Here is a 21060-nt window from a genome sequence, read left to right on the forward strand (position 1 = left end):
TCGACTTCCCCTGTGATAGGTTAACTAAATTAGTCATCCGTGGCTTACACGGAAATCGTGACAGGCCCCAGGGCCATTCGATCATCACAACTACGTCCGCGACGCCAATTTCGCCCTGGCAATCGAACACGTGTTCGTATAGAATTGAAGGCATGAGCACAGCCTGGCAGGCCTCCGATGAGGAGATCCTGCACGGGCTCGCCACGATAGAGAAGAAAACAAACCTTCTCCGCTTTGAAGGGCTCGCTTTGGTTCGTGAAGCCGAGGTGCGCGGGCTCGCCGGCGCGCACGGCTACAACACCACCAACGAATTGTTGCAGTGCACGCAGAACATCACCAAAGCCGAAGCACGACGCCGGATCACCGCCGCCAAGGACGTGCTGCCCGGACGCTCCCCCAGCGGTGACGCGCTGCCTGCGGCGCTGCCGGAGACCGCCAAGGCCTTCGCCGAGGGCGCAATCTCCGCCGAGCACATCACGGTGATCCAACGGACACTCGGCGGGTTGAAGCCGGACCTCGAACCACACCGTGCCGAGCTGGAGTCCTACCTCGCCGCGCACGCCCGCGTGTTCAACCCCTACGAGCTGGGCGTCCTCGCCCGCCGACGCCTGGCGTTCCTCGACCCCGACGGCGCCGCACCCCGCGACACCCCACCCACGCAGGACCACCTCACGTTCACCGCGAACGGCGAAGGCTTCGACCTGCGCGGCTGGCTCAACACCGAATCCGCCGCCGACCTCAACACCGCCCTCTCACCCCTGGCCGCACCCCAACCGGCCGAAGACGGCACCCCGGACCCGCGGACCAAGACCGAACGCGACGCCGACGCCCTCGTCGACCTCGCCCGCCGATCCCTGACCTGTCGACAGCTCCCCGTCGACGGCGGCGAACGCCCGCACATCAACGTCACCATCACCCTGCAAGACCTCGAAAACCGCCTCGGTACCGGGCTACGCGACTTCGGCGACGGCTCCATGACCGGCCCGATCTCCGCCGAGGACGCCCGCCGCCACGCCTGCGACGCCGAGATCATCCCCATCGTCCTCGGCGGCAACAGCGAACCACTCGACATCGGCCGCTCCCAACGCGTGGTACCCCGCTGGATGCGCCGCGCATTAGCCCAACGCGACAGCGGCTGCGCCTTCCCCGGCTGCACAGCCGCAGCCCCATGGTGCTCCTCGCACCACATCATCCACTGGGCCCGCGGCGGCATCACCGCACTCAGCAACCTGGTATTGCTGTGCACCCACCACCACATGGTGATGCACAAAGAAGAATGGGAAGTCACCATCACCGACGGCTTCCCACTCTTCCACCCACCACCCTGGATACCAGGCGGCCCCCGCCGCAATCAGATGCATCGCATCGATCTACCCATTAGCGCCTGAATGCGCCCGCATGCCGTGGCGCGCGCAGCGCGCATTCCCGAGGCCGTCGTGCCCTCCCCGAGACCTGCCCGCCGGCGAGGCGCCCTTTCCTCAACCAGAGCTGCTGGAGACCCACCGCGCCGGCACCCGGATCCGCGTACTCACGTCTGCGGACGTCGTCCTCGCGAGCAAGCTGCCCGGCCGACCGCGGCCGCGAGCCGCACCAGCGACCGCTCGTCGTGGGGCGTCAGCTGCACGACGACGTGGTCGATGCCCAGCGCCGCGTAGGCGTCGAGGGCGGCGGCGAGTTCGCGGACCGAGCCGAGGATCACCGACTCGTCGGGGTCCGGTGGCACCCCGCCGTCGGGATCGTGCACGTTGATGCCGACGAACCGCTGCACGCGGTCGCGCCCCGCCGGGGCCGCCACCGCGTCCATCGCGGCGAGCTGCGCGTGCAAGCGCGCGTCGGGGTGGCCGTACCAGGCGGTGATCCATGCGTCGGCGTACGCCGCGGCCAGCCCCAGCATTCGCGGGCCCTCGGCCGCGACCAGGACCGGCACCGGGTGCGGTGGTGGCGGCACCAGCTCCGCTTCGCGCATCCGATGGAAGCGGCCGTCGACGCTGACGGTGGTGCCGCGCAGCAGCGCCGCAACGATGGGCAGCGCCTCGGCGAAGCGCCCCACGCGGTGGTCGAGCGGGTAGCCGAACGCCGCGAACTCCGGGTCGTGCCAGCCCGCGCCGAGACCAAGCACGAGGCGTCCGGCGCTGATCTCGGCGACCGTCGCAGCGGCCTTCGCGGTGAGCGCCGGATTGCGGAACGGGCTGCACACCACCAGCGTGCCCACCTGGATCCGCGCGGTGACCGCGGCGACGGCACCGATCGTCGTCCACACCTCGTGCATGCCCTCGCGGCGGCCGTCGGGGGTTGCGGTGAAGAAGTGGTCGATCATCCAGACCGAGTCGAGCCCGTGGCGCTCCGCCGACTCGGCGAAGGAACGCACCATCGCCCACGGCGGCGTCACACCGGAGGCACCGGCCTCCGCCGCGGGCAGGACGACTCCGATCTGCATGAAACGAACCGTAGCGGCATCGATGAGTTCTCCCGCCCGGCTCGGTCTCCCCTTCGCCAGCACGACCACAGGCGACGACAGGAGCACCCCGATGTCCTTCCAGGCCGGTGTGCACCTCGACCACAGCGTGTCTAGGAGGGCCCTCCGGCCCGTTCCAGCACCGCCCGCGCCATCGTGATGTGCACGGCGTCCACCATCTGCCCGTCCACCACGCCCACCCCGGCGCCCGCGGCGTCGAGCACCTCGCGGGCGTGGCGGACCTCCGCCTCCGACGGCGTGAAGACCTCGTGGGCGATCGGCACCTGCAGCGGGTGCAGGCAGATCTTGCCGCGGTAGCCGATCTCCCGACCGGCCACGGCGTCGGCGCGGAACGCGTCGGTGTCGCGGACCGCCGCCACGACCTGATCCAGGGTCGCGACCCCGGCGAGGTGCGCGGCCAGGCAGACAGCGCTGCGCGCGTAGAGCACCTCGGCGCCGCCCGCGGTGCGGCGGCCGCCGAGATCGGCGATGTAGTCCTCCGCCCCGAAGAACACGGCGTCCGGGAGCGCGGCGAGCAGCGGCCGCGCGTCGGCGACGCCGAGGCCGCTCTCCAACCCGACGATGATGATCGTGCCGAGGGGCAGCGCGGCCCGCAGCGCGCCCAACTGCTCGGGGCGCTCGTACTTGGGCAGCACGACACCGTCCACACCGGATGCGCCGGTCACCGCCGCCAGGTCGTCGTCGTACCAGGGCGTGCCGGGGGCGTTGATCCGCACCAGCACGTGCCCGGCGCCGGGCCGCTGCGCCGCCAGCGCGGCCAGCACGTCGGCGCGCGCCTGCTCCTTCTCCGCAGGCGCCACGGCGTCCTCGAGGTCGGCCACCACCGCGTCGGGCCGCACCCGCTCGACCTTGGCGAGCATGTCGGTCCTGGTGGCGGGTACGAACAGCAGGCTGCGCGGGGCGAAGACGCTCATGCGGGCAGCTTCGCAGGGTCGCGGGCGACCAGTGTCTTCAGCGTCGCCGCCATCACATCCTCGTTGCGCTGGTTGCGTACCAGGAAGATCGACGTGACCACGCCGCTCTCCGCGTTGCGCGGCGAGATCCCGATCACCTCCGTGTCGACGTGCAGGGTGTCGCCGATGCGTGTCGGCGCCACGAACCGCAGCCGGTCCACGCCGTAGAACGCCCGCATCGCCGGTGGCCAGAACGTGACGAGGCCCAGCGCCACCGAGAGCACCAGCGCGCCGTGCGCGATCCGCCCGCCGAAGTCCGGATCCGCTGCCGCGTACTCGACGTCGGTGTGGATCGGGTGCCAGTCGCCGGTGAACATCGCGAAGCTGACGATGTCGGTCTCGGTGATCGTCCGGGCCCGGCTCGTGTGCTTGTCGCCGATGCTGATGGCGTCGAGGTAGCTCGTGATCACGACGGCCGCCGGTGCATCAGCCCGGTGCGCCGCGCCACGCACACCAGCTCGTCGCGCTGGTTGTGGGCGCGGTGCTCGAACACGACCAGCCCCTGCTCCGGGCGCGACTTCGACGGCCGCGCCTCGATCACCTCGGTCTCCACGCGGACCGTGTCACCGGGGAAGACCGGCGCCGGGAACCGGACCGCGTCGATCCCCAGCTGCGCCACGATGGTGCCCAGTGTCAGCTCCGGCACCGACAGCCCGACGACCAGCGCCACCGTGAACATGCTGTTGACCAGCGGCTTCCCGAACTCGGTGTGCGACGCGTACTCGGCGTCCAGGTGCAGCGGCGCGGGATTCATGGTCATCGTCGTGAAGAGCACGTTGTCGGTCTCGGTGACGGTCCGGCGCGTCGCGTGCCGGATCACCGTGCCCACGGCGAGCTCCTCGAACCACTTGCCGGTGACCGGACGGTCCCCGAAGTCGTCAGCCATGCGTTCCTCCCTTGCCGGCGGCCCGGAACTCGGGCGCCCGTCCTTCCGCGAAGGCCGCCAGCCCCTCGTCCGCCCCGCCCGCCATCAGGTGCTCGACGAGCACGGCGCGCTCCGCGACCAGCGCCTCGGCCGCCGGCGTGCTCACGGCGTCGCGGTAGAGCCGTTTCATCCCGACGAGCGCGGCCGGGCTGTGGCGCGCCAGCCGGGCCGCCAGCGCATCGACGGTGGCGTCGAGCTCCGCCGCCGGCACCGCGTGGCTGACCAGCCCCCAGCGGGCCGCGGTCGCCCCGTCGATCATCTCGCCGGTGTAGAGCAACCGCCGCGCGAGCGGGCCGGGCACCGATCGCGGCAGCCGCACCGAGCCGCCGCCGCCGGGCAGCAGGCCGTACTCCAGGTGCCGGTCGCCGATCCGCGCGTCGTCGGCGACGACGGCCAGGTCGCAGGCCAGCAGGATCTCGCACCCGCCCGCGAGCGCGTACCCCCCGACGACGGCGATCGAGATGAGCGGCGCGGACTCCAGCAGGTCGAGCACGGTCGCGATCGAGTCGAGGTACCCGGTGAGCGCGGCGGCGTCGCCGAGCAGCGAGCGCAGGTAGGGCAGGTCGGCACCGGCCGACAGCGTGCCGCCCGTGCCGCTCAGCACGAGTGCCGCGCAGCCGCGGTTCACGGCGCAGCGCACCGCGGCCTCCAGCCCGGCGACCACCACGGCGTCCAGCGCGTTCTGCACCGTGGGCCGGTCGATCGCCACCCGCGCCACCGCGCCGTCGAACTCCACCCGCACCGTCACCGGCGCACCTCCACACCCTCGGCCTCGCGGTCCCACAGCTCGTGCAGCCGCTCGGCGGCCGACACCTTCAGCTTGTACTTCTCGATCTTCTCGCTCGGCGTCTTCGGCAACGCGTCGATGAGCTCCAGGTAGCGCGGCACCATGTAGTAGGCCATGTTGTCGGCGCAGAACTCGATCAGCTCGCGGAACGAGACCTCCGCACCGGGCGCGGCCACGACGTAGGCCATCACCTCGTCCTCACCCAGCTCCGACGGCGCCGGGACGGCCGCGGCCTCCTGCACCGCGGGGTGGCGGCACAGCACCGTCTCCACCTCGTAGGCGGAGATGTTCTCGCCGCGGCGGCGGATCGCCTCCTTCTTGCGATCGGTGAAGTAGAGGTAGCCGTCCTCGTCGAGACGGCCACGGTCACCGGTGTGGAACCACAGGTCCCGGGTGGCGGCGACGGTCGCGGCGGGCATCTCGTAGTAGCCGAGCATGATGGCGCCGGGTTCGGCCGGCCGGATGCAGATCTCCCCCACCTCGCCCGCCGGCAGCGGTCGCTCCCGCTCGTCCACGATCCGGACGTCGACGTGCTCGCGGACCCGACCCGCCGACGTCGCCTTCTCCGGCGGGTCGTCCGGGCCGAGCACGGTGATCGCGCAGTTCTCCGTCATCGCGAACACCGAGGTGACGGTGATGCCGTAGCGCTCCCGGAAGCCGTCGCACAGCTCGCGCGAGGTCGGCACCGTCATGGCGATCCGCACGGCGTGCTCGCGGTCGCGGGCGGCGCGCGGGAGCTGCCAGATGATGTTGGCCATGGCGCCGAGCGCGTTGAACACCGTGGCGCCGCTCGCGCGCACCTCGTCCCAGAACCGGCTGGCCGAGAACTTCGGGAACAGCGCCACCGACGCGTCGGCCCAGAGCGCGGCGTAGACGGTGTACCACAGCGCGTTGGCGTGGAAGAGCGGCAGGCAGGTGTAGAGCACGTCGTCGGGGCGGTACCCGCTGATCGTCGCGAGCTGCTGCCCGACCGCCAACCCCTGCGAGTGCGGGCAGACCGCGCCCTTCGACGGTCCGGTGGTGCCCGAGGTGTACATGATCAGGTGCGGGTCGTCGCTGCGAACCTCGGCCATGCCGGGTGGGTCCGACGCGGGTTGCGTCGCGAACGCCTGCAGGTCAGCGGTCGAGTCGACGTGACGCAGCCCCGCCACACCCGCCGCCGCCCGGTCGGCGCGCTCCCGCAGATCGTCGTCGACGTAGAGGTGCACCGCATCGGACTGGTCGAGCAGGTAGGTGAGCAGCTCACCCTTGGCGGCCACGTTGAGCGGCACCGCGACCGCGCCGATCTTGCCCAGCCCCCACAGCGCCCAGAGCAGCTCCGGCCGGTTGCGCATCACGATCGCGACGTGGTCACCCGCGCCGATGCCCGCGGCCAGGAAGCCGTGCGCGTAGCGGTTGGTGATCTCGTGCGCGTCCCGGTAGGTGAACCGCTCCTCGCCGAAGTGCAGGAACGGGCGGTCGCCGACCGTGGCGGCCTTGTCGGCCAGCACCGTCCCGATCGTGCGCTCGGTGACCTCGTAGACCCGCACGACCTCAGCCCTTGATGGCAGTCGTGACCGCGTCGAGCGCGGCGGCGTCCTCCATGGCGCTGGTGTCCCCGGTCGGCTTGCCGTGCACGATGATGTCGCGCAGCAGCCGCCGCATGGTCTTGCCGGTGCGGGTCTTGGGCATGGCCGGCGTGATGTGGATGGCGGCGAGTCGCGCGTAGCCGCCCATCTCGGCCGTCACGCGGGAGGCGACCTCCGTGCGCACCTGCTCCGGGTCGGTGCCAGCGGCCAGCGTGACGAACGCGATCGGCACGGTGCCCTTGGTGGGATCCGGGAGGCCGACCACCGCCGCCTCGACGACACCGGGGTGCGCGGTGACGACGGCCTCGATCTCCATCGTCGAGATCCGGTGCGCCGCCACGTTGATCACGTCGTCGGCGCGGCCCAGCACCCACAGGTGCCCGTCCTCGTCGAGCACGGCCTCGTCGTTGGTGGCGTAGCGGCCGGGGAAGCGGCCGAAGTAGGTGGACAGGTACCGGTCGTGGTCGTCCCAGACGGTGCGGGCCAGGGTCGGGAACGGGCTGGTCAGCAGCAGGTTGCCCTTGACCCCGGCCGGCACCGGCGCACCCTCGTCGTCGACGATCGCGAAGCTGTGGCCCGGCACGGCCGTGCCGACCGAGCCCGCCTTGATCGCCTCCACCCCGTACACCGGGTACGCCCAGGTGGAGCCGGTCTCGGTCTGGCCGTAGGCGTTGACGATCGGCACGCCGAACGTGGCGGTGGCCCAGTCGAAGGTGTCGGCGTCGAACGGCTCGCCCTGCGCGGTGATCAGCTTCAGCGCCGGCAGCGGGTGTGCGGCCGCGAGGTCGTCGCCGAACTTGCGCAGCATCCGCACCAGCGTCGGGGCGGCGAGGATCTTGGTGACGCGGTGCTTCTCGCAGATCTCGTAGAACCGCGACGTCGTCGGGGTGTCCAGCGCGCCCTCGAAGCACGCGATGGTCATCCCGCAGGCCAGCCCGCCGACCACGGCCTGGATCGGGAACGTCAGCCAGCCGACGTCGGCGGCCACCCAGTAGACGTCGTCCTGCTCGTGACCGGCCTGCCAGTAGGCGTTGGCCCACGTCCCCAGCAGGAACCCGCCGACGCTGTGCACCACACCCTTCGGGCGGCTCTCGGTGCCGCTGGTGAAGATCAGGAACGACGGCTCGTTGGCCTCCAGCGGCACGGCGGGCGTGCCCCCGGCGCCGGCGGCGAGCACGTCGGCGTAGGACCGCTCACCCTCCACCAGCGGCACGGCGTTGCCGGTACGGTCCACCACCACCGTCAGCCGCACCGACGGCGCGCGCCCGCGGGCCGCGCGCAGCGTCTCCAGCAGCGGCACCGGCTTGGCGCGCCGGTAGATCGCGTCGGCCACGACCACGGCGACGGCACGTGCGGCCACCAGCCGTGAGGCCACCGCCTCCTCGCCGAACCCGGAGAACAGCACGGTGTAGATCGCGCCGATCCGGTTGCAGGCATGGATGGCGGTGAACGCCTCCACCAGGTTGGGCATGTAGATCGCGACCACGTCGCCCTTCGCGACACCCATGGCCAGCAACCCGGCCGCGAGCCGCGACACCTCGTCGGCGAGCTCGGCGTAGGTGACGGTGCGGCTGTCGCCCGGCTCGCCCTCCCAGACGATCGCGTTGCGGCCCGCCGTCTGCGGGTCCTCGGCCCAGCGGTCGACGCAGTTGTCGGCGACGTTCAGCATGCCGCCCTCGAAGTAGCGCACGTCGGCGAGATCGCCGCTGCGCACGCTCGTCCACGGCGTCGACCAGCGCTGCTGCCGCGCCACCCACTCCCAGTAGCCGTCCGGGTCGTCGAACGCCCGGGCGGCGCGCAGCGCCTCGACGCGCTCGGGCACGACCCAGTCCGGCCGCAGCGGCTGCAGCGGCGTCTTGATCAACTGGGCAAGGCTGTCGTTGTCGGCAGGGCTGTCGTTGTCGTCGGACATCGTCGTCCTTCCTGGCGCGTCCACTGGTGGGTCTAGACCGGGCTGATCAGGTGGTGGCGGCGGCCGGTCTCGCGCGACCAGCGATCCGCATCGACCATCCGGGCGACGAGCTCGGCCCGCAGCCGCTCGGGTTGCACCACGGCATCGACGACGAGGTCGCTGCCCATGCGCAGCAGGTTGATGTCGCGCTGCTGCTCGACCGTGCGGGCCGCGACGAACGCGGCCCGCTCGTCGGGGTCGGTGATGGCCTCGATCTTGTTGGCGTACACCGCGTTGACCGAGGCCGGTGCGGACATCGGCCCGATCGTCGCCGTCGGCAGCGCGAGCGTGGCGCGGGGCTCGAAGCCCGGCGCGCACATCGCGTAGAAGCCGGCCGCGTAGGCCTTGCGCAGCACCACCGAGTACTTGGGCACCTCCGCCGACGACATCGCGGCGATGAGCTTGGCGCCGTGGCGGATGATGCCCTGGCGCTCGACGTCGACGCCGACCATGAAGCCCGGCACGTCCTGCAGGAACACCAGCGGCACGTTGAAGGCGTCGCACATCGAGATGAAGCGGGTGGCCTTGTCGGCGGAGTCCACGAAGATCGCGCCACTGCGCACGGCGGGCTGGTTGGCCACGATCCCGATCACGCGGCCCTCCAGCCGCGCGAAGCCGACCACCATCTCCTGCGCCCAGCGGGCCTTGATCTCGAAGAACGTGCCGGCGTCCACGAGCCGGTCGACCACGCCGCGCACGTCGTAACCGGTGTTCGGGTCGCCCGGGATCACGCCGTCCCAGCCGGTGACCTCCGGCGCGACCGACGGGGCCGCCGCGGGCGGGCTGCGGAAGTCGTCGGGCAGGTAGGTCAGCAGCAGCCGGGCGGCGGCGATGGCCTGCCAGTCCTCGTCGAAGACCTCGTCGCCGCAGCCGGAGACGGTGGCGTGCATCATCGCGCCGCCCATCTCCTCCAGCGTCGTGCGCTCGCCGGTGACCTTCTCCGCGACGCGCGGGCTGGCCAGGTACATCGACGCGTTCCCGTCGACCATCCCGACCCAGTCGCAGAACGCCGGCATGTACGCCCCGCCCGCCGCGGACGGCCCGTGCAGGCAGCACAGCTGAGGCACCCGGCCGGACAGCTTCACCTGGAGCCGGAAGATCGCCGAGGCGCCGCGGCGGCCGGGGAAGAAGCCCATCTGGTCGGTCAGGCGCCCACCCGCGGAGTCGACGAGGTAGACCACCGGGAGCAGGTCGCGGTCGGCGCGCTCCAGGATCCGGATCTGCTTCTCACACGTCAGCTCACCCCACGAGCCGGCCTTGACGGTGAAGTCGTGCGCGATCACCGCCACCGGACGGCCCTCGACGCGGCCGACGCCGGTGATCACCCCGTCGGCCGGGAGCCCGTCCTCCGTGGCGCGCGCCAGCAGGCCGTCCTCCACGAAGGAACCGGTGTCGAACAGCACCGCGAGCCGGTCGCGCACGGGCAGCTTGTCGGGCCAGCGGGCCGGGTCGCCACCGCGCAGCGCCGTCTGCGCGGCACGGGCGACGTCCTCGGCCGTGGGGGCGGCGTCGACGACCGCGTCGACGACCGCAGGCTCCGCATCGAGGGTGGTCACGAGGCCATCCCCCGGGTCAGGATCTCCAGTTGGATCTCGTCGGTGCCGCCGCCGATGCGCAGGATCCGCACGTCGCGGTAGTGCCGGGCCACCGCCGACTCCTCGACGAAACCGGCACCACCGAAGAGCTGCACGGCGTCGTCGACGACGCGGTTGGCCATGATCGCGGAGAGGTACTTGGCCCGCGCGACCGACCGCGACGCCTCCGGGTGCCCGCTGTCGAGCCGGGCCGCGGCCTGGTAGGTGATCAGCCGGGCCGCCTCGAGCTCGATCTCCATCGTCGCGATCCGGTGGCGGATCGTCTGCAGGCGCACCAGTGGCTCGCCGAACGCCTCGCGCTCCCGGACGTAGGCGCGCGCCAGGTCCAGGCACTCGGCGGCGTGGCCGATGCCCATGCCCGACAGCGCGATCCGTTCCAGCTCGAAGCCCGCCATGATCTGGTAGAAGCCCCGGCCCTCGGTGCCGACCACGGCGTCGGCCGGGAGCGTGACGTCGTCGAGGATCACCTCGCGGGTGTCGGAGGAGTGCCAGCCCATCTTCACCAGCGGCGCGCCGACCGAGAGCCCGGCCGTGTCCTTGGGCACCAGGAACAGCGTGATGCCGCCGCGGCCCGCGTCACCGGTGCGCGCGGCGACGATCAGGACGTCGGCCAGCCCCGCGTTGGTGATGAACATCTTGCGGCCGCCGAGAACCCAGCCGTCGTCGGTGCGCCGGGCGCGGGTGGTGATGCCGGCGACGTCGGAGCCGGTGCCGGGCTCGGTCACGGCGATCGCCGCCACCGCCTCGCCGGTGGCCACCGCGGTGGCCCAGCGCTCCTGCTCCGGGGTCGTCCGCTGGCGCACCAGGTGCGGGCCGGCCATGTACGCGCTGACCAGCGCGGTGACCGCGATGCCGCCGCTGGCGCGCGCGAGCTCCTCGGCCACCAGCGCGACCGCGAGCGCGTCGCCGTCGACGCCGCCGAGGTCCGACGGCGTCACCAGGCCGAGCAGGCCGGCGTTGCCGAGGCGCTTCCACAGCTCCGCGGGGAACGTCGCGTCCCGCTCCGCAGCATCGACGAGCGGCCGGACCTCACGGTCGACGAACGCGCGGCACGTGGCCACGAAGTCGGTGTGCGCTTCGTCGAGCTCCCAAGTCACGGGCATCCTCCGCTAGAGTCGACCGACCGGACGGTCGAGTCAGTAGAACGATGTCCGGCAGGGCTGTCAAGTCATGACGGCTACCGTTGGCGGCGCGCACCGGACGCCGCTGGCGGCAGGACGGAGAGGGGCTCGAACATGACCGACGTCGTGCTGACCCGAGCCGATCAACAGCGCGAACGCGTGCTGTCGCTGTCGGCCGAGATCTTCAGCAGGCGCGGGTTCCGGGCCACGTCGATGAACGAGATCGCCGCGGCCGTCGGGCTCTCGAAACCGACGCTCTACCACTACTTCCGCAGCAAGGAGGAGCTGCTCGTCCGCATCTACTCCGACGTGCTCGACGAGAGCCGGGTACTGGCCGAAGAGGTAGTTGCGCAGGCACCTACCGCCTTCGCCGCCATCCGCGAGCTGATCAGCTCCCGCGTCGCGTACACGTGCCGCCACCAGGAGCTGCTCAAGGTCTGCTTCGAGGAGGAGCACGAGCTGCCCGCCGACCTCGCCGAGCACCTGCTGATGCGCCGCCACGCCTTCGAGGACCTGTTCCTCTCCGCACTCAACCGCCACCTCGACGAGCACCCGGAGATCGCCATCGGCATGACGCCACGGGTGTACGTCAACATGTGCCTCGGGGCCGTGAACTGGACGTACAAGTGGTTCCGGGCGTCCGGTCCCGCCACCCCGGAGCAGCTCGGCGAGCAGATGGCCGCCAGCCTGACCGCCAGCCTGGAACCTGCCTGAACGGTCAGTCCGGGAGCTTCTTCGGCACCTTCAGCCCCAGGCTGCGCAACTCCAGCGCGGCCAGGCCGTGCACGACGTCGCGCTCGTCACGACGCCAGGCCGCGGCCGGGTCGGGTGACACCGCCAACAACTTGCGGATGGGCAGCCGCGCCATCGCGCGCAGTGCCAGCAGGTCACTGTCGGCGTTGCGCACGATGACCGCCGAGCGGGCCGCGCGGGCGTACCGGATGCGCAGCGGCAGCCAGATCAGCAGGACCGGCAGGACCCCGAGCGCCACGATGAGGACGGCCGTGCCGGTGGCGACACCCGCGATCGTGTCCACCTGGTCCTGCCCGGCCGCTGCCAGCGACTGGCCGGCGCCCGTGCCCGCGCCCAGCGCGCGGGCCAGCTCCCCACCGACGAACGGCACGCCGCCCGCGGTGCGGGCGGCGCCGTCGAAGGCCCCGCGGATCGACTCGCCCGCGCTCGCCAGTGCCCTGGCAGGTGACTGGAGGCGCAGGATCAGGTCCCTCGCGGTCAGCGCCACCAGCACGCACAGCACCACCCAGCCGACGGCCATGAGATCGGCGAGCAGCTGACGGGCGATGCGCACGGGGCGCTCGGCGTAGATCCGCATGGCGGCGCAGCGTACGGGCGGGTTCACCGGGCCCTGTCCGGCGCATCGCACCCGGCGACCGTCGAGCGTGATCAGCGCAACCCGATCTGAACCCTTTTCCCCCCAGCGCCGTGCACACCGTGAAGGCCCTTGACAGCCGGCCGGGGGCTGCGCACGGAAGGCAGGTTCACGGAGATGGCATCGGAGTCGCGAGGGTCGTTGATGGTGTGGCAGGTGCTCAGCGCGATCCTGCTGCTGGCCATGGGCGGGATCCACCTGTTCCTCGTGTTCGACGGGGTCGGTGGTGTGCTCGGCGTGCTGTTCGTCCTCAACGCGATCGGGGGTCTCGTGCTGGCGATCGCCATGCTCGTGCTGCGGGCCCGGCTGCTGTCGCTGGCGACGGTGCTGAGCCTGCTGTTCATGGTGGGCACGCTGTTGGCGCTGGTACTGGCGTTGACGGTCGGGCTCTTCGGCATCCGTGAAGACCTCGACTTCACGCTCGTGCCGACCACGCTCGTCGTGGAGGCGCTGGGCACGATCGTGCTGGCGGTGACCACGGCGATGGTATTCCGCAGGCGGACGGCCGCGGCCGTGCAGTAGCCTCGGCGGCACGTTCTCGATGAGGTGGGGGTCAGGGAATGACGGGCAGCGACGACGTCTCCGGGTGATATCCGGCCGTCGAATCCCCCGTCCCCCCATCCCGAGGGCTGTGCCATGTCCGACGTTTCTGTCGTCTGTTCGAACCTGACCTTCTCCTGGCCCGATGAAACGCCGGTGTTCCAGGACCTGTCGTTCGCCGTCGGCGGCGGCCGCACGGGCCTCGTCGCCCCCAACGGCGCCGGCAAGTCCACGCTGCTCAAGTTGATCGCCGGGGAGTACCGGCCGATCAGCGGCTCGGTCTCGGTCGAAGGGGTGCTCGGCTACCTGCCACAGAGCCTGCCGCTGACCGGGGACCTGGCGGTCGCCGAGGTACTGGGCGTCGCCGCGACGATCGCCGCGCTGGCCGCCGTCGAGTCCGGGGACGCGAGCGAGGAGCACTTCACCACGATCGGGAGCGACTGGGATGTCGAGGAACGCAGCCGCGCCCAGCTCGACCGCCTCGGCCTCGGCGACGTCGCGCTCGACCGGCGCCTGCACACGCTCAGCGGTGGTCAGGTCGTCTCGCTCGGCCTGGCCGCGCGGCTGCTCGAGCGCCCCGACATCCTGCTGCTCGACGAGCCGACGAACAACCTCGACGGCGACGCCCGCCGCAGGCTCTACGCCGCGCTCGACGACTGGAACGGCTGCCTGCTGCTCGTGAGCCACGACCGGGAGCTGCTGGACCGGATGGACCGCATCGCCGAGCTCGACAGCGCCGAGGTCCGCTTCCACGGTGGCAACTTCACCGCTTACACCGAGGCGGTCCGGGTGGCTCGGGAGGTGGCCGAGAAGAACATCCGCAACGCCGAGCAGGACGTGAAGCGCGAGAAGCGGGAGATGCAGCAGGCCCGGGAGCGGGCCGCGCGTCGAGCGAGCAACGCGTCGCGCAACCTCAAGAACGCCGGGCTGCCGAAGATCTTCGCCGGCACCATGAAGCGGGGCGCCCAGGAGTCGGCCGGGAAGGCGAACGAGACCCACGCCGCCCGGGTGAGCGACGCCAGGACCCGCCTCGACGAGGCCGGCCGGGCCCTGCGCGACGAGCAGCAGATCGCGCTGGAGCTGCCCGCCACCGCGGTACCAGCGGGCCGCACGGTGTTCCAGGGCGCCGGGATGCAGGTCAGGGACCTGTTCGTGGGCGCCGATCTCACCCTCCGCGGCCCCGAACGGGTCGCGCTGACCGGACCAAACGGCGCCGGGAAGTCCACGTTGCTGCGCCTGATCAGCGGTGACCAGCAACCCGATGCGGGAACGGCCACGCGCGGCGACGGCCGGGTCGCGACGCTGTCACAGCGCCTGGACCTGCTCGATCTCGACCGCTCCGTCGTCGGCAGCCTGGCCGACTTCGCCCCGTCGATGCCGCAGCCGAAGCGGATGAACCTGCTCGCCCGGTTCCTGTTCCGCGGCAGCCGCATCCATCTCCCCATCGGGGCGCTCTCCGGCGGGGAGCGGCTGCGGGCGACGCTGGCCTGCGTGCTGTTCGCCGAACCGGCTCCGCAGCTGCTGCTGCTCGACGAGCCCACCAACAACCTCGACCTGGTCAGCGTCGGCCAGCTGGAGAGCGCGTTGCGCGCCTACCAGGGCGCGTTCGTGGTGGTCAGCCACGACGAGCGGTTCCTCGCCGGGATCGGGGTCGACCGCTGGTTGCGCCTCGCCGACGGGCGGCTGCTGGAGACCAGCGCGACCTAGGAAAGCAGCCCGTCGCGGTGCGCCAGCGCCACGGCCTCCGTGCGGCTGCCGGCGCCGAGCTTGGTGAGGATGCGGGCCACGTGGCTGGCCACCGTGTTCGTCGAGATGAACAGCGCGGCGGCGATCTCGGCGTTGGACCGGCCACCGGCGAGCACCTGCAGCACCTGCAGCTCGCGGCGGGTGAGCCCGAACCGCGCCGCCGGGTCGGTGGGCGCCTGCGGGTCCTCGAGCCGGGCCCGCACGGCGAGCTCGTCGACGCGGCGTCGCAGCGGCACCGCGCCCAGGCCGTCGACGACGCTCCCGGCCTCGCGCAGCCGCTGCCGGGCCCCGGAACGGTTGCTCGACGCGAGCGCCGCTGCGGCACCGCCGATCAGCGCGCCGGCGAGCTCGAGGGGGTTGCCGACCCCGCGCCACGCCGCCGCGGCGCGGTCCCAGTCCGTGAGCGCGCCGCTGCCGGTCAACGCCTCGAACGTGAGCACCTGCGCGGCGGCACCGGAGGTGCGGTACGGGTTGGCGCGCACGAGCGCGCGCAGCTCCGCCAGGCGGGTGCCGAGCACGACGGCCACCCGCCGGTCCCGCGGGTGCGCGGCGCGCCAGGCGGCCACGACCTCGGCCCCGGTCACGGCGAGCGTGAGGCGCTCGTACGTCAGCGTCGCCCCATCCATGATCGACGCCATCGCCATCGCGAGCAGCTGGTCCGCCTGATCGGTGTCGCCGCGCTGCAGAGCTCGCCGGATCTGCAGGTCGACGATCGGGATGTGTCCCTGGGTCTCCGGGGGAAGGTCGGCGGCCAGCGCATCGATCAGCCGATCGGCGCGCTCGGTCTCGCCCCGGTGCAGCGCCACGTTCGCCCGCCAGACGTCGAGCAACCTGACGAAGTAGGCGGGCGGGTCCTCGGCGAGCGCGTCGTCGACCACCTCCAACGCCTCGTCCCAGCGCCCGAGCGCCACCAGCGCACCCGCGAGCGTCTCGGCCAGCATGCTGCCCCGCGAGCGCAGGTGCCCGTGACGGCGCGCCGATTCCAGGCCCGACCGGGCGAGCTCGGCCGCCGCGGCGTACTGACCTGCCGGAGTCAGCGCCGTGGCCTCCCACTGCAGGCTCGTGAGGTACGTGTGGTGATCGTCCTCGGCATCGGCGGCACCGCGGCACTCGGCGAACAGGCGCCGCGACGCGTCCAGGTCGGCCTCGACGGCGCCGAGCACGAGCAGCGCCGGGGCTCGCAGCGCGGGGTCGGCGAGGCGATCGCCGATCCGCAGCGCCGCGGTCGCCTGGTGCCGGGCGTCGTCGGCCCGGCCGTCGGACGTGCTGGCGAACGCGAGCGCGGAGAGCAGCTCGGCCCGGGTGCGGTCGGCATCGGCGGGCACCAGCGCCACCGCGGTCTCGAGGTCCTGGCGGCCGCGACCGTCGAGGCGGCGCTGCAGCGTGCCGCGCAACCCCAGCATCCGGGCCGCCCGCTCGGGCTCGGCGGCCCGGTCGAGCAGCGCCAGCGCAGCCGTGCAGTGCGCGACACCGGCGGCCGAGGAACCGGCGGCGAGCGCAGCGGTGGCGGCGAGCTCGTGCACGACAGCCGGCCCGGCCCCGATCAGTGCCGCGGGATCCGCGACGTGTTCCCAGAGCCCGAGCACCCGTTCCAGCAGCGCCAGGTCCTCGTCGAAGGCGTGGTAGGCCCGCGCTCGGGCCGCTGCCTGCCAGGCCGCGGTGACTGCCCGTTCCGGTTCGCCTGCCGCTGCCCAGTGCTCGGCGAGGGCCGCGCCTGCGCCCGGGTCGCCTGCCAGCGCGTCGGCGTAGCGCCGGTGCAGCTCGCGGCGCTCACCGGGCAGGAGCGCGCGGCCGACGGCCTCCCGGATGAGGTCGTGGCGGATCGTGTAGCCGTCGGCGTGGATCCGCAGCTGGTCGCGTTCGATCAGCACCCGCAGCGCCTGCTGCCGGTCGGTGACGGGAAGGTCGCTCACCACCGCGAGCACGTCGTCGGCGACCGCGGAACCGGCGACCGCGACCACCGCGAGCAGGGCGCGCGCCGGCTCGGGCAGCTCGGCGACGCGGTCGAGCAGCAGCATGCGCAACGAAGCCTCGGACGCGCCGTCCGCACCGCTGAGCGCCTCGACGAACAGCGGGTTGCCGCCGCTGCGCCGGTGGATGCGACGGCTCTGCGCCGGTTCCGCTGCCGCGCCGCGGATCGCCGTGAGCAGCGCGGCGACGTCGCCGGGCGCGAGCGGTGGCAGCGGGAGCACCACGACATCGGCACGCCGGCCGACCTCGGTGAGCAGCGCCCGCACCGGATGGCCCGCCACCAGCTCGCCGGTGCGGACGGTGCCGACCAGCAGCACCCCGCAGCCGACCAGGTTGCGCGCCAGGTAGGCGAACAGCTCCCGGCTCGATGGATCCGCCCAGTGCAGATCCTCGACGACGAGCACGACCGGACCGGTCGCCGCGGCCCGCTCGACGAGCGTGCGGAACTCCTCCAGCAGCCGCGTGCGACCGTGCGCGACGCGCGGCGCGGGCAGGTCCGGCAGCAGCGCCGCCAGTGCCGATTCCTCCAGTCGCAGCAGCGCGTCGACCCGCTCCCGATCCCAGCGGCGCAGCAGGTCACGCAGGATCGCGACGAACGGCACGAACGGCGCGCCGTCGGTGCCCAGCTCCAGGCAGCCGCCCACGAGCACGAGCGGATCTCCCGGCAGTTGCTCGATCACGGCCGTGACCAGTCGCGACTTGCCGATGCCGGCCTCACCCGACACCACGACGGTGATCGCGTGCCCCGCGCGGGAGCGGTCGTATGCGGCCTGCAGCGCGGCCTGCTCGACGCTGCGGCCGACCAGTACCGGGCTCACGACGGTCGCCGCCACGGCCCACCTCTCCCGCTGTTCCGGACCTTGATCTCATCAGATCTGACGACGACGACGGGCGTCGGGTCGGCGAGGGTTTCCCCACTCGCAGCGGACCCCGCACGGCAGAAGGAGCGACATGCGCAAGGTGATACTGGTCGTCAACACCACCCTCGACGGCTGCCTGGCCGGTCCGGGGGCGAGCTGGACTGGATGACGCCCGACCCGCAGATGAACACCGCGTTCACCGCCGACCTGCGGGCGGAGGTCGACACCATGCTGGCGGGTCGCAGGCGGCGACATCGACGACGAGGTCGCCGCGGTCAAGCAGCAGGCGGGCCGGGGGCTGGTCCTGTTCGGCGGCGTCGAGATCGCGCAGCAGTTCGTGCGGCTCGGGCTCGTCGACGAGTACTGGATCAAGGTCTACCCGGTGGCGCTGGGCACCGGGCAGCCGCTGTTCACCGAGCTCAAGGACCGCGCGAACCTCATGCTCACGCACTCCCGGGCCTATCCGTCGGGAATCCACACCCTGCGCTATCGGCCGGCCTGATCGCTCCTGTCTGCCAGCTGGCAGATGTTCCCCCCGCCCCGCACCCGCCAGGATTTCCCCACGGCACCGAAGACCGGTGCCACAACCGAAGGACACCATCATGACCAGCACGAACAGCACCCGCCGTGCCGTCGTCGGCAACATCTCCCTCTCCCTGGACGGCCGCGTGAACGGCCCGGGTGGCGACTACGACATGGGCTGGGTCGTTCCCCACGCGATCACCGACGGTGCCCGCGACCACATGATGCTCGTGACCACCGGCGCCACCACCGCCCTGCTGGGGCGCAAGAACTACGAGGGCTTCGGCGGTTTCTGGCCGGCCGTCGCCGACAGCGAACAGGCCGATCCCCGCGACCGCGCCTTCTCCCGCTGGCTCACCAACGTCGAGAAGGTGGTGTTCACCTCGGCCACCGAGCTGTCGTGGCAGCACTCGCGGCGCGCCGGCACCGACGCGGTCACGGCGGTCAAGCAGCTGCGCGAGCAGGACGGCGGCGACATCGTCGTGCTCGCCAGCAGCAGCGTGATCAAGGCGCTCCTGGACGCCGACGAGCTCGACCGGCTCAGCATCACGCTGTGCCCCGAGGTCGCCGGTGGTGGCATGCGGCTGTTCGAGGACGGGCTGCCCAGCACGTCCTGGACGCTGACGCACTCGGCGCCGACCGAGTCCGGCGCGATCGGCCTGCTCTACGACCGCGTGCGGGACTGAGCGCGGATCTCGGTCGTGCCGCGGCGCCCCCGGGTTGAGAATGCGGCCATGCAGTTCGGCATTCTCGGCCCGCTCGAGGTGCGGACCGCCGACGGTGACCCGATCGCCGTCGGCGGCCCGCGGCCCCGCACGCTGCTCGTGCTGCTCGTCCTGGAGGCGGGACGGGCGGTGGGCGTCGAACAGCTCATCGACGGGCAGTACGGCGACGACCCGCCCGCGGGGGCCGCCAACGCCGTGCAGGCCCAGGTCTCGCGGCTGCGCCGGGCGCTGCCGTCGGACCTGATCGAGTTCCTGCCGGGCGGCTACCGGCTGGCCGCAGACGCGGACGACGTCGATGCGCACCGGTTCGAACGGCTCGCCCGCAACGGCGCCCGGCTGCTGGCCGCCGGCGAGCACGCACGGTCGGCGGCCGTGCTGCGCGAGGCGCTGACGCTGTGGCGCGGCCCGGCGCTCGTCGATCTCCCCCACGGGCAGGCGATGGCGGCGCGGCTGGAGGAGTTGCGGCTGGCCGCCACCGAGGACGTGATCGAGGCGGAGCTGGCCCTGCCTGCCGGCGCGTCGGTCGCCGAGCTGGGGAGCCTCGTGGCCGCCCATCCGCTGCGCGAACGCCTGCGCGGCCAGCTCATGCGGGCGCTGCACCGGGCCGGGCGACCCGGCGAGGCGTTGCAGGAGTACACGAAGGTCCGCCGGTTGCTGCGCACCGAGCTGGGCGCCGACCCGTCCCCCGAGCTGGCCGCGATCCACCGGTCGATCCTGCGTGCCGAGCACCCCGAAGCGCTCCCCCGGCGCGGCCTGCCCGGCCAGCTCACGAGCTTCGTCGGCCGCGACGTCGAGCTGGCCAGGCTCGCCGCGCTGGCGGACGCGCGGCTGGTCACGATCCTCGGGCCGGGTGGCATGGGGAAGACGCGCCTGGCCGTCGAGGCCGCGGGCCGCAGGTCCGGCGACACCTGCTTCGTCGACCTGGCCCCGCTGACCGCGCCCGAGCAGGTGCCCCTCGCGGTGCTCGGGGCGCTCGGGCTGCGAGTCGGGGTTCGGGCCCGGTGGGCTCGCGGATCCGGTCCGGCACCTGACACCGGCCGCGGCCCGGGCGGTGCTCTACGGCTACCGCGCCCGAGGATCGCGCCATCTGGCAGTCTCATCTGACAGGGTGTAGCGGGATACGCCCGAACGCCGGAAGGGCAGTGGTGCAACCGTGACCGCAGAGGCTCGGCCAGCTGTGGGGGGTGGGCCCGCCGTGGGAGGTGGGCTCGAGGCCATCAGCCTGGTGGAGCTCGCCGTCCGGCAGCTGCGCAGCGAGATCCTCAGCGGCGCGCTCGCCCCCGGTGAACGCCTGGTGGAGGAGCAGCTGACCCGCCGTTTCGGCACCAGCCGGGCCCCGCTGCGCGAGGCGCTGCGCCTGCTGGGCCAGCAGGGGCTCGTCGAGCACCTCCCCCGGCGTGGCGTCCGCGTCGTGGAGCTCTCGGCCCGCGACATCGACGAGCTGTTCAGCCTGCGCGACAACCTCGAGCAGTTCGCCCTGCAGTGCGCGCTCGGCGACAGCAGCGTGCCCGACCCCGCCGCACTCGCCACGCTGCACGACACCGTTGTGTGGATCGAGGAGGCCTCCGTCAGCGGGGTCGCCGCCGACCACGCCGCGGCGCACCGGGAGTTCCACCTGGCGCTCGTGGCGCTGGCCGGGCACCACCACCTGCTGCGGGTGTACGAGCCGTTGCTGCTGCAACTGCAGCTCTACATGGCCACCAACATGCGTCGCGAGGCCGAGCACCACCGCTCGCCCCGCGAAGGTGCGGTGCGCCACCGGCGTCTCTACGAGGCCATCGCCTGCGGTGATCTCGCCGCCGCGCGTTACGAGCTCGACCATCACGGGGCTCGCGTCTACCTCGGATCCGAGCTCGGACCGGACGAGCCATCGACCATCCCGTTGTCAACACGACCTGGCACCACCGCCGGCTGACGTCGTTACGAGGCGTCA

General features: G+C 72.4%; 19 protein-coding genes. 8 read left to right on the forward strand and 11 right to left on the reverse strand.

Annotation, left to right across the window (positions count from 1 at the left end; all coding sequences use genetic code 11):
- Positions 1-152 precede the first annotated feature (152 nt).
- A complete protein-coding gene (locus tag ACFPFQ_RS35200) occupies positions 153-1388 on the forward strand; it encodes an HNH endonuclease signature motif containing protein (RefSeq protein ID WP_379626773.1) in 1236 nt (411 codons plus the stop codon).
- A gap of 140 nt (positions 1389-1528) precedes the next feature.
- Here the strand turns inward: ACFPFQ_RS35200 and ACFPFQ_RS35205 are convergent, their stop codons facing one another.
- From ACFPFQ_RS35205 to ACFPFQ_RS35245, 9 genes are all read right to left on the reverse strand, one after another.
- Entirely contained in the window at positions 1529-2437 is a 909-nt protein-coding gene (locus tag ACFPFQ_RS35205) for an LLM class flavin-dependent oxidoreductase (RefSeq protein ID WP_379626775.1), read from the reverse strand.
- A gap of 131 nt (positions 2438-2568) precedes the next feature.
- Positions 2569-3390 (reverse strand): HpcH/HpaI aldolase/citrate lyase family protein, encoded by an 822-nt coding sequence (locus ACFPFQ_RS35210; protein WP_379626777.1) that lies wholly within the window; start codon positions 3388-3390, stop codon positions 2569-2571.
- The gene (locus ACFPFQ_RS35215) at positions 3387-3839 is read right to left on the reverse strand and encodes a MaoC/PaaZ C-terminal domain-containing protein (RefSeq protein WP_379626779.1); all 453 of its coding nucleotides are present in this window, start codon (positions 3837-3839) and stop codon (positions 3387-3389) included. Before ACFPFQ_RS35215 ends, ACFPFQ_RS35210 begins: the two co-directional genes overlap by 4 nt.
- A complete protein-coding gene (locus ACFPFQ_RS35220) occupies positions 3836-4315 on the reverse strand; it encodes a MaoC family dehydratase (RefSeq protein WP_379626781.1) in 480 nt (159 codons plus the stop codon). The genes ACFPFQ_RS35215 and ACFPFQ_RS35220 overlap by 4 nt, the downstream gene beginning before the upstream one ends.
- Positions 4308-5102 carry an enoyl-CoA hydratase/isomerase family protein gene (locus ACFPFQ_RS35225; protein ID WP_379626783.1) on the reverse strand — a complete coding sequence of 265 codons (795 nt, stop codon included), beginning with the start codon at positions 5100-5102 and terminating at the stop codon, positions 4308-4310. Before ACFPFQ_RS35225 ends, ACFPFQ_RS35220 begins: the two co-directional genes overlap by 8 nt.
- Positions 5099-6670: an AMP-binding protein gene (locus ACFPFQ_RS35230; RefSeq protein WP_379626785.1), complete on the reverse strand. Its 1572-nt coding sequence runs from the start codon at positions 6668-6670 to the stop codon at positions 5099-5101. The genes ACFPFQ_RS35225 and ACFPFQ_RS35230 overlap by 4 nt, the downstream gene beginning before the upstream one ends.
- Positions 6671-6674: 4 nt before the next feature.
- Positions 6675-8621 carry an AMP-binding protein gene (locus tag ACFPFQ_RS35235; protein ID WP_379626787.1) on the reverse strand — a complete coding sequence of 649 codons (1947 nt, stop codon included), beginning with the start codon at positions 8619-8621 and terminating at the stop codon, positions 6675-6677.
- 32 nt (positions 8622-8653) lie between these two features.
- Positions 8654-10216 (reverse strand): acyl-CoA carboxylase subunit beta, encoded by a 1563-nt coding sequence (locus tag ACFPFQ_RS35240; RefSeq protein WP_379626789.1) that lies wholly within the window; start codon positions 10214-10216, stop codon positions 8654-8656.
- Positions 10213-11358 carry an acyl-CoA dehydrogenase family protein gene (locus tag ACFPFQ_RS35245; protein WP_379626791.1) on the reverse strand — a complete coding sequence of 382 codons (1146 nt, stop codon included), beginning with the start codon at positions 11356-11358 and terminating at the stop codon, positions 10213-10215. The genes ACFPFQ_RS35240 and ACFPFQ_RS35245 overlap by 4 nt, the downstream gene beginning before the upstream one ends.
- A 132-nt stretch (positions 11359-11490) precedes the next feature.
- Here ACFPFQ_RS35245 and ACFPFQ_RS35250 point away from each other — a divergent pair, with 132 nt between their 5' ends.
- A complete protein-coding gene (locus ACFPFQ_RS35250) occupies positions 11491-12090 on the forward strand; it encodes a TetR/AcrR family transcriptional regulator (RefSeq protein WP_379626793.1) in 600 nt (199 codons plus the stop codon).
- Positions 12091-12094: 4 nt separating this feature from the next.
- Here the strand turns inward: ACFPFQ_RS35250 and ACFPFQ_RS35255 are convergent, their stop codons facing one another.
- Positions 12095-12706 (reverse strand): hypothetical protein, encoded by a 612-nt coding sequence (locus tag ACFPFQ_RS35255; protein ID WP_379626795.1) that lies wholly within the window; start codon positions 12704-12706, stop codon positions 12095-12097.
- Positions 12707-12919: 213 nt separating this feature from the next.
- Here ACFPFQ_RS35255 and ACFPFQ_RS35260 point away from each other — a divergent pair, with 213 nt between their 5' ends.
- Positions 12920-13285 (forward strand): hypothetical protein, encoded by a 366-nt coding sequence (locus tag ACFPFQ_RS35260; protein WP_379626796.1) that lies wholly within the window; start codon positions 12920-12922, stop codon positions 13283-13285.
- A gap of 114 nt (positions 13286-13399) precedes the next feature.
- Positions 13400-15010: an ABC-F family ATP-binding cassette domain-containing protein gene (locus ACFPFQ_RS35265; RefSeq protein WP_379626798.1), complete on the forward strand. Its 1611-nt coding sequence runs from the start codon at positions 13400-13402 to the stop codon at positions 15008-15010.
- Here the strand turns inward: ACFPFQ_RS35265 and ACFPFQ_RS35270 are convergent.
- Positions 15007-17853, reverse strand: coding sequence for a helix-turn-helix transcriptional regulator (locus ACFPFQ_RS35270; RefSeq protein ID WP_379626800.1), 2847 nt, complete (start codon positions 17851-17853; stop codon positions 15007-15009). The two genes, ACFPFQ_RS35265 and ACFPFQ_RS35270, sit on opposite strands and share 4 nt — an antisense overlap.
- A gap of 280 nt (positions 17854-18133) precedes the next feature.
- Between ACFPFQ_RS35270 and ACFPFQ_RS35275 the strand changes: the two genes are divergently transcribed.
- The 4 genes from ACFPFQ_RS35275 to ACFPFQ_RS35290 all read left to right on the forward strand — a co-directional run bounded on the left by ACFPFQ_RS35275 (position 18134) and on the right by ACFPFQ_RS35290 (position 21042).
- Complete coding sequence (locus ACFPFQ_RS35275; protein WP_379627089.1) at positions 18134-18382, forward strand: dihydrofolate reductase family protein; 249 nt, start codon at positions 18134-18136, stop codon at positions 18380-18382.
- 100 nt (positions 18383-18482) lie between these two features.
- Entirely contained in the window at positions 18483-19088 is a 606-nt protein-coding gene (locus ACFPFQ_RS35280) for a dihydrofolate reductase family protein (protein WP_379626802.1), read from the forward strand.
- Positions 19089-19136: 48 nt separating this feature from the next.
- Positions 19137-20231: an AfsR/SARP family transcriptional regulator gene (locus ACFPFQ_RS35285; RefSeq protein WP_379626804.1), complete on the forward strand. Its 1095-nt coding sequence runs from the start codon at positions 19137-19139 to the stop codon at positions 20229-20231.
- Between the two features lie 91 nt (positions 20232-20322).
- The gene (locus ACFPFQ_RS35290) at positions 20323-21042 is read left to right on the forward strand and encodes a GntR family transcriptional regulator (RefSeq protein WP_379626806.1); all 720 of its coding nucleotides are present in this window, start codon (positions 20323-20325) and stop codon (positions 21040-21042) included.
- Positions 21043-21060 lie beyond the last annotated feature (18 nt).

Source organism: Pseudonocardia sp. GCM10023141 (genome assembly GCF_042653605.1).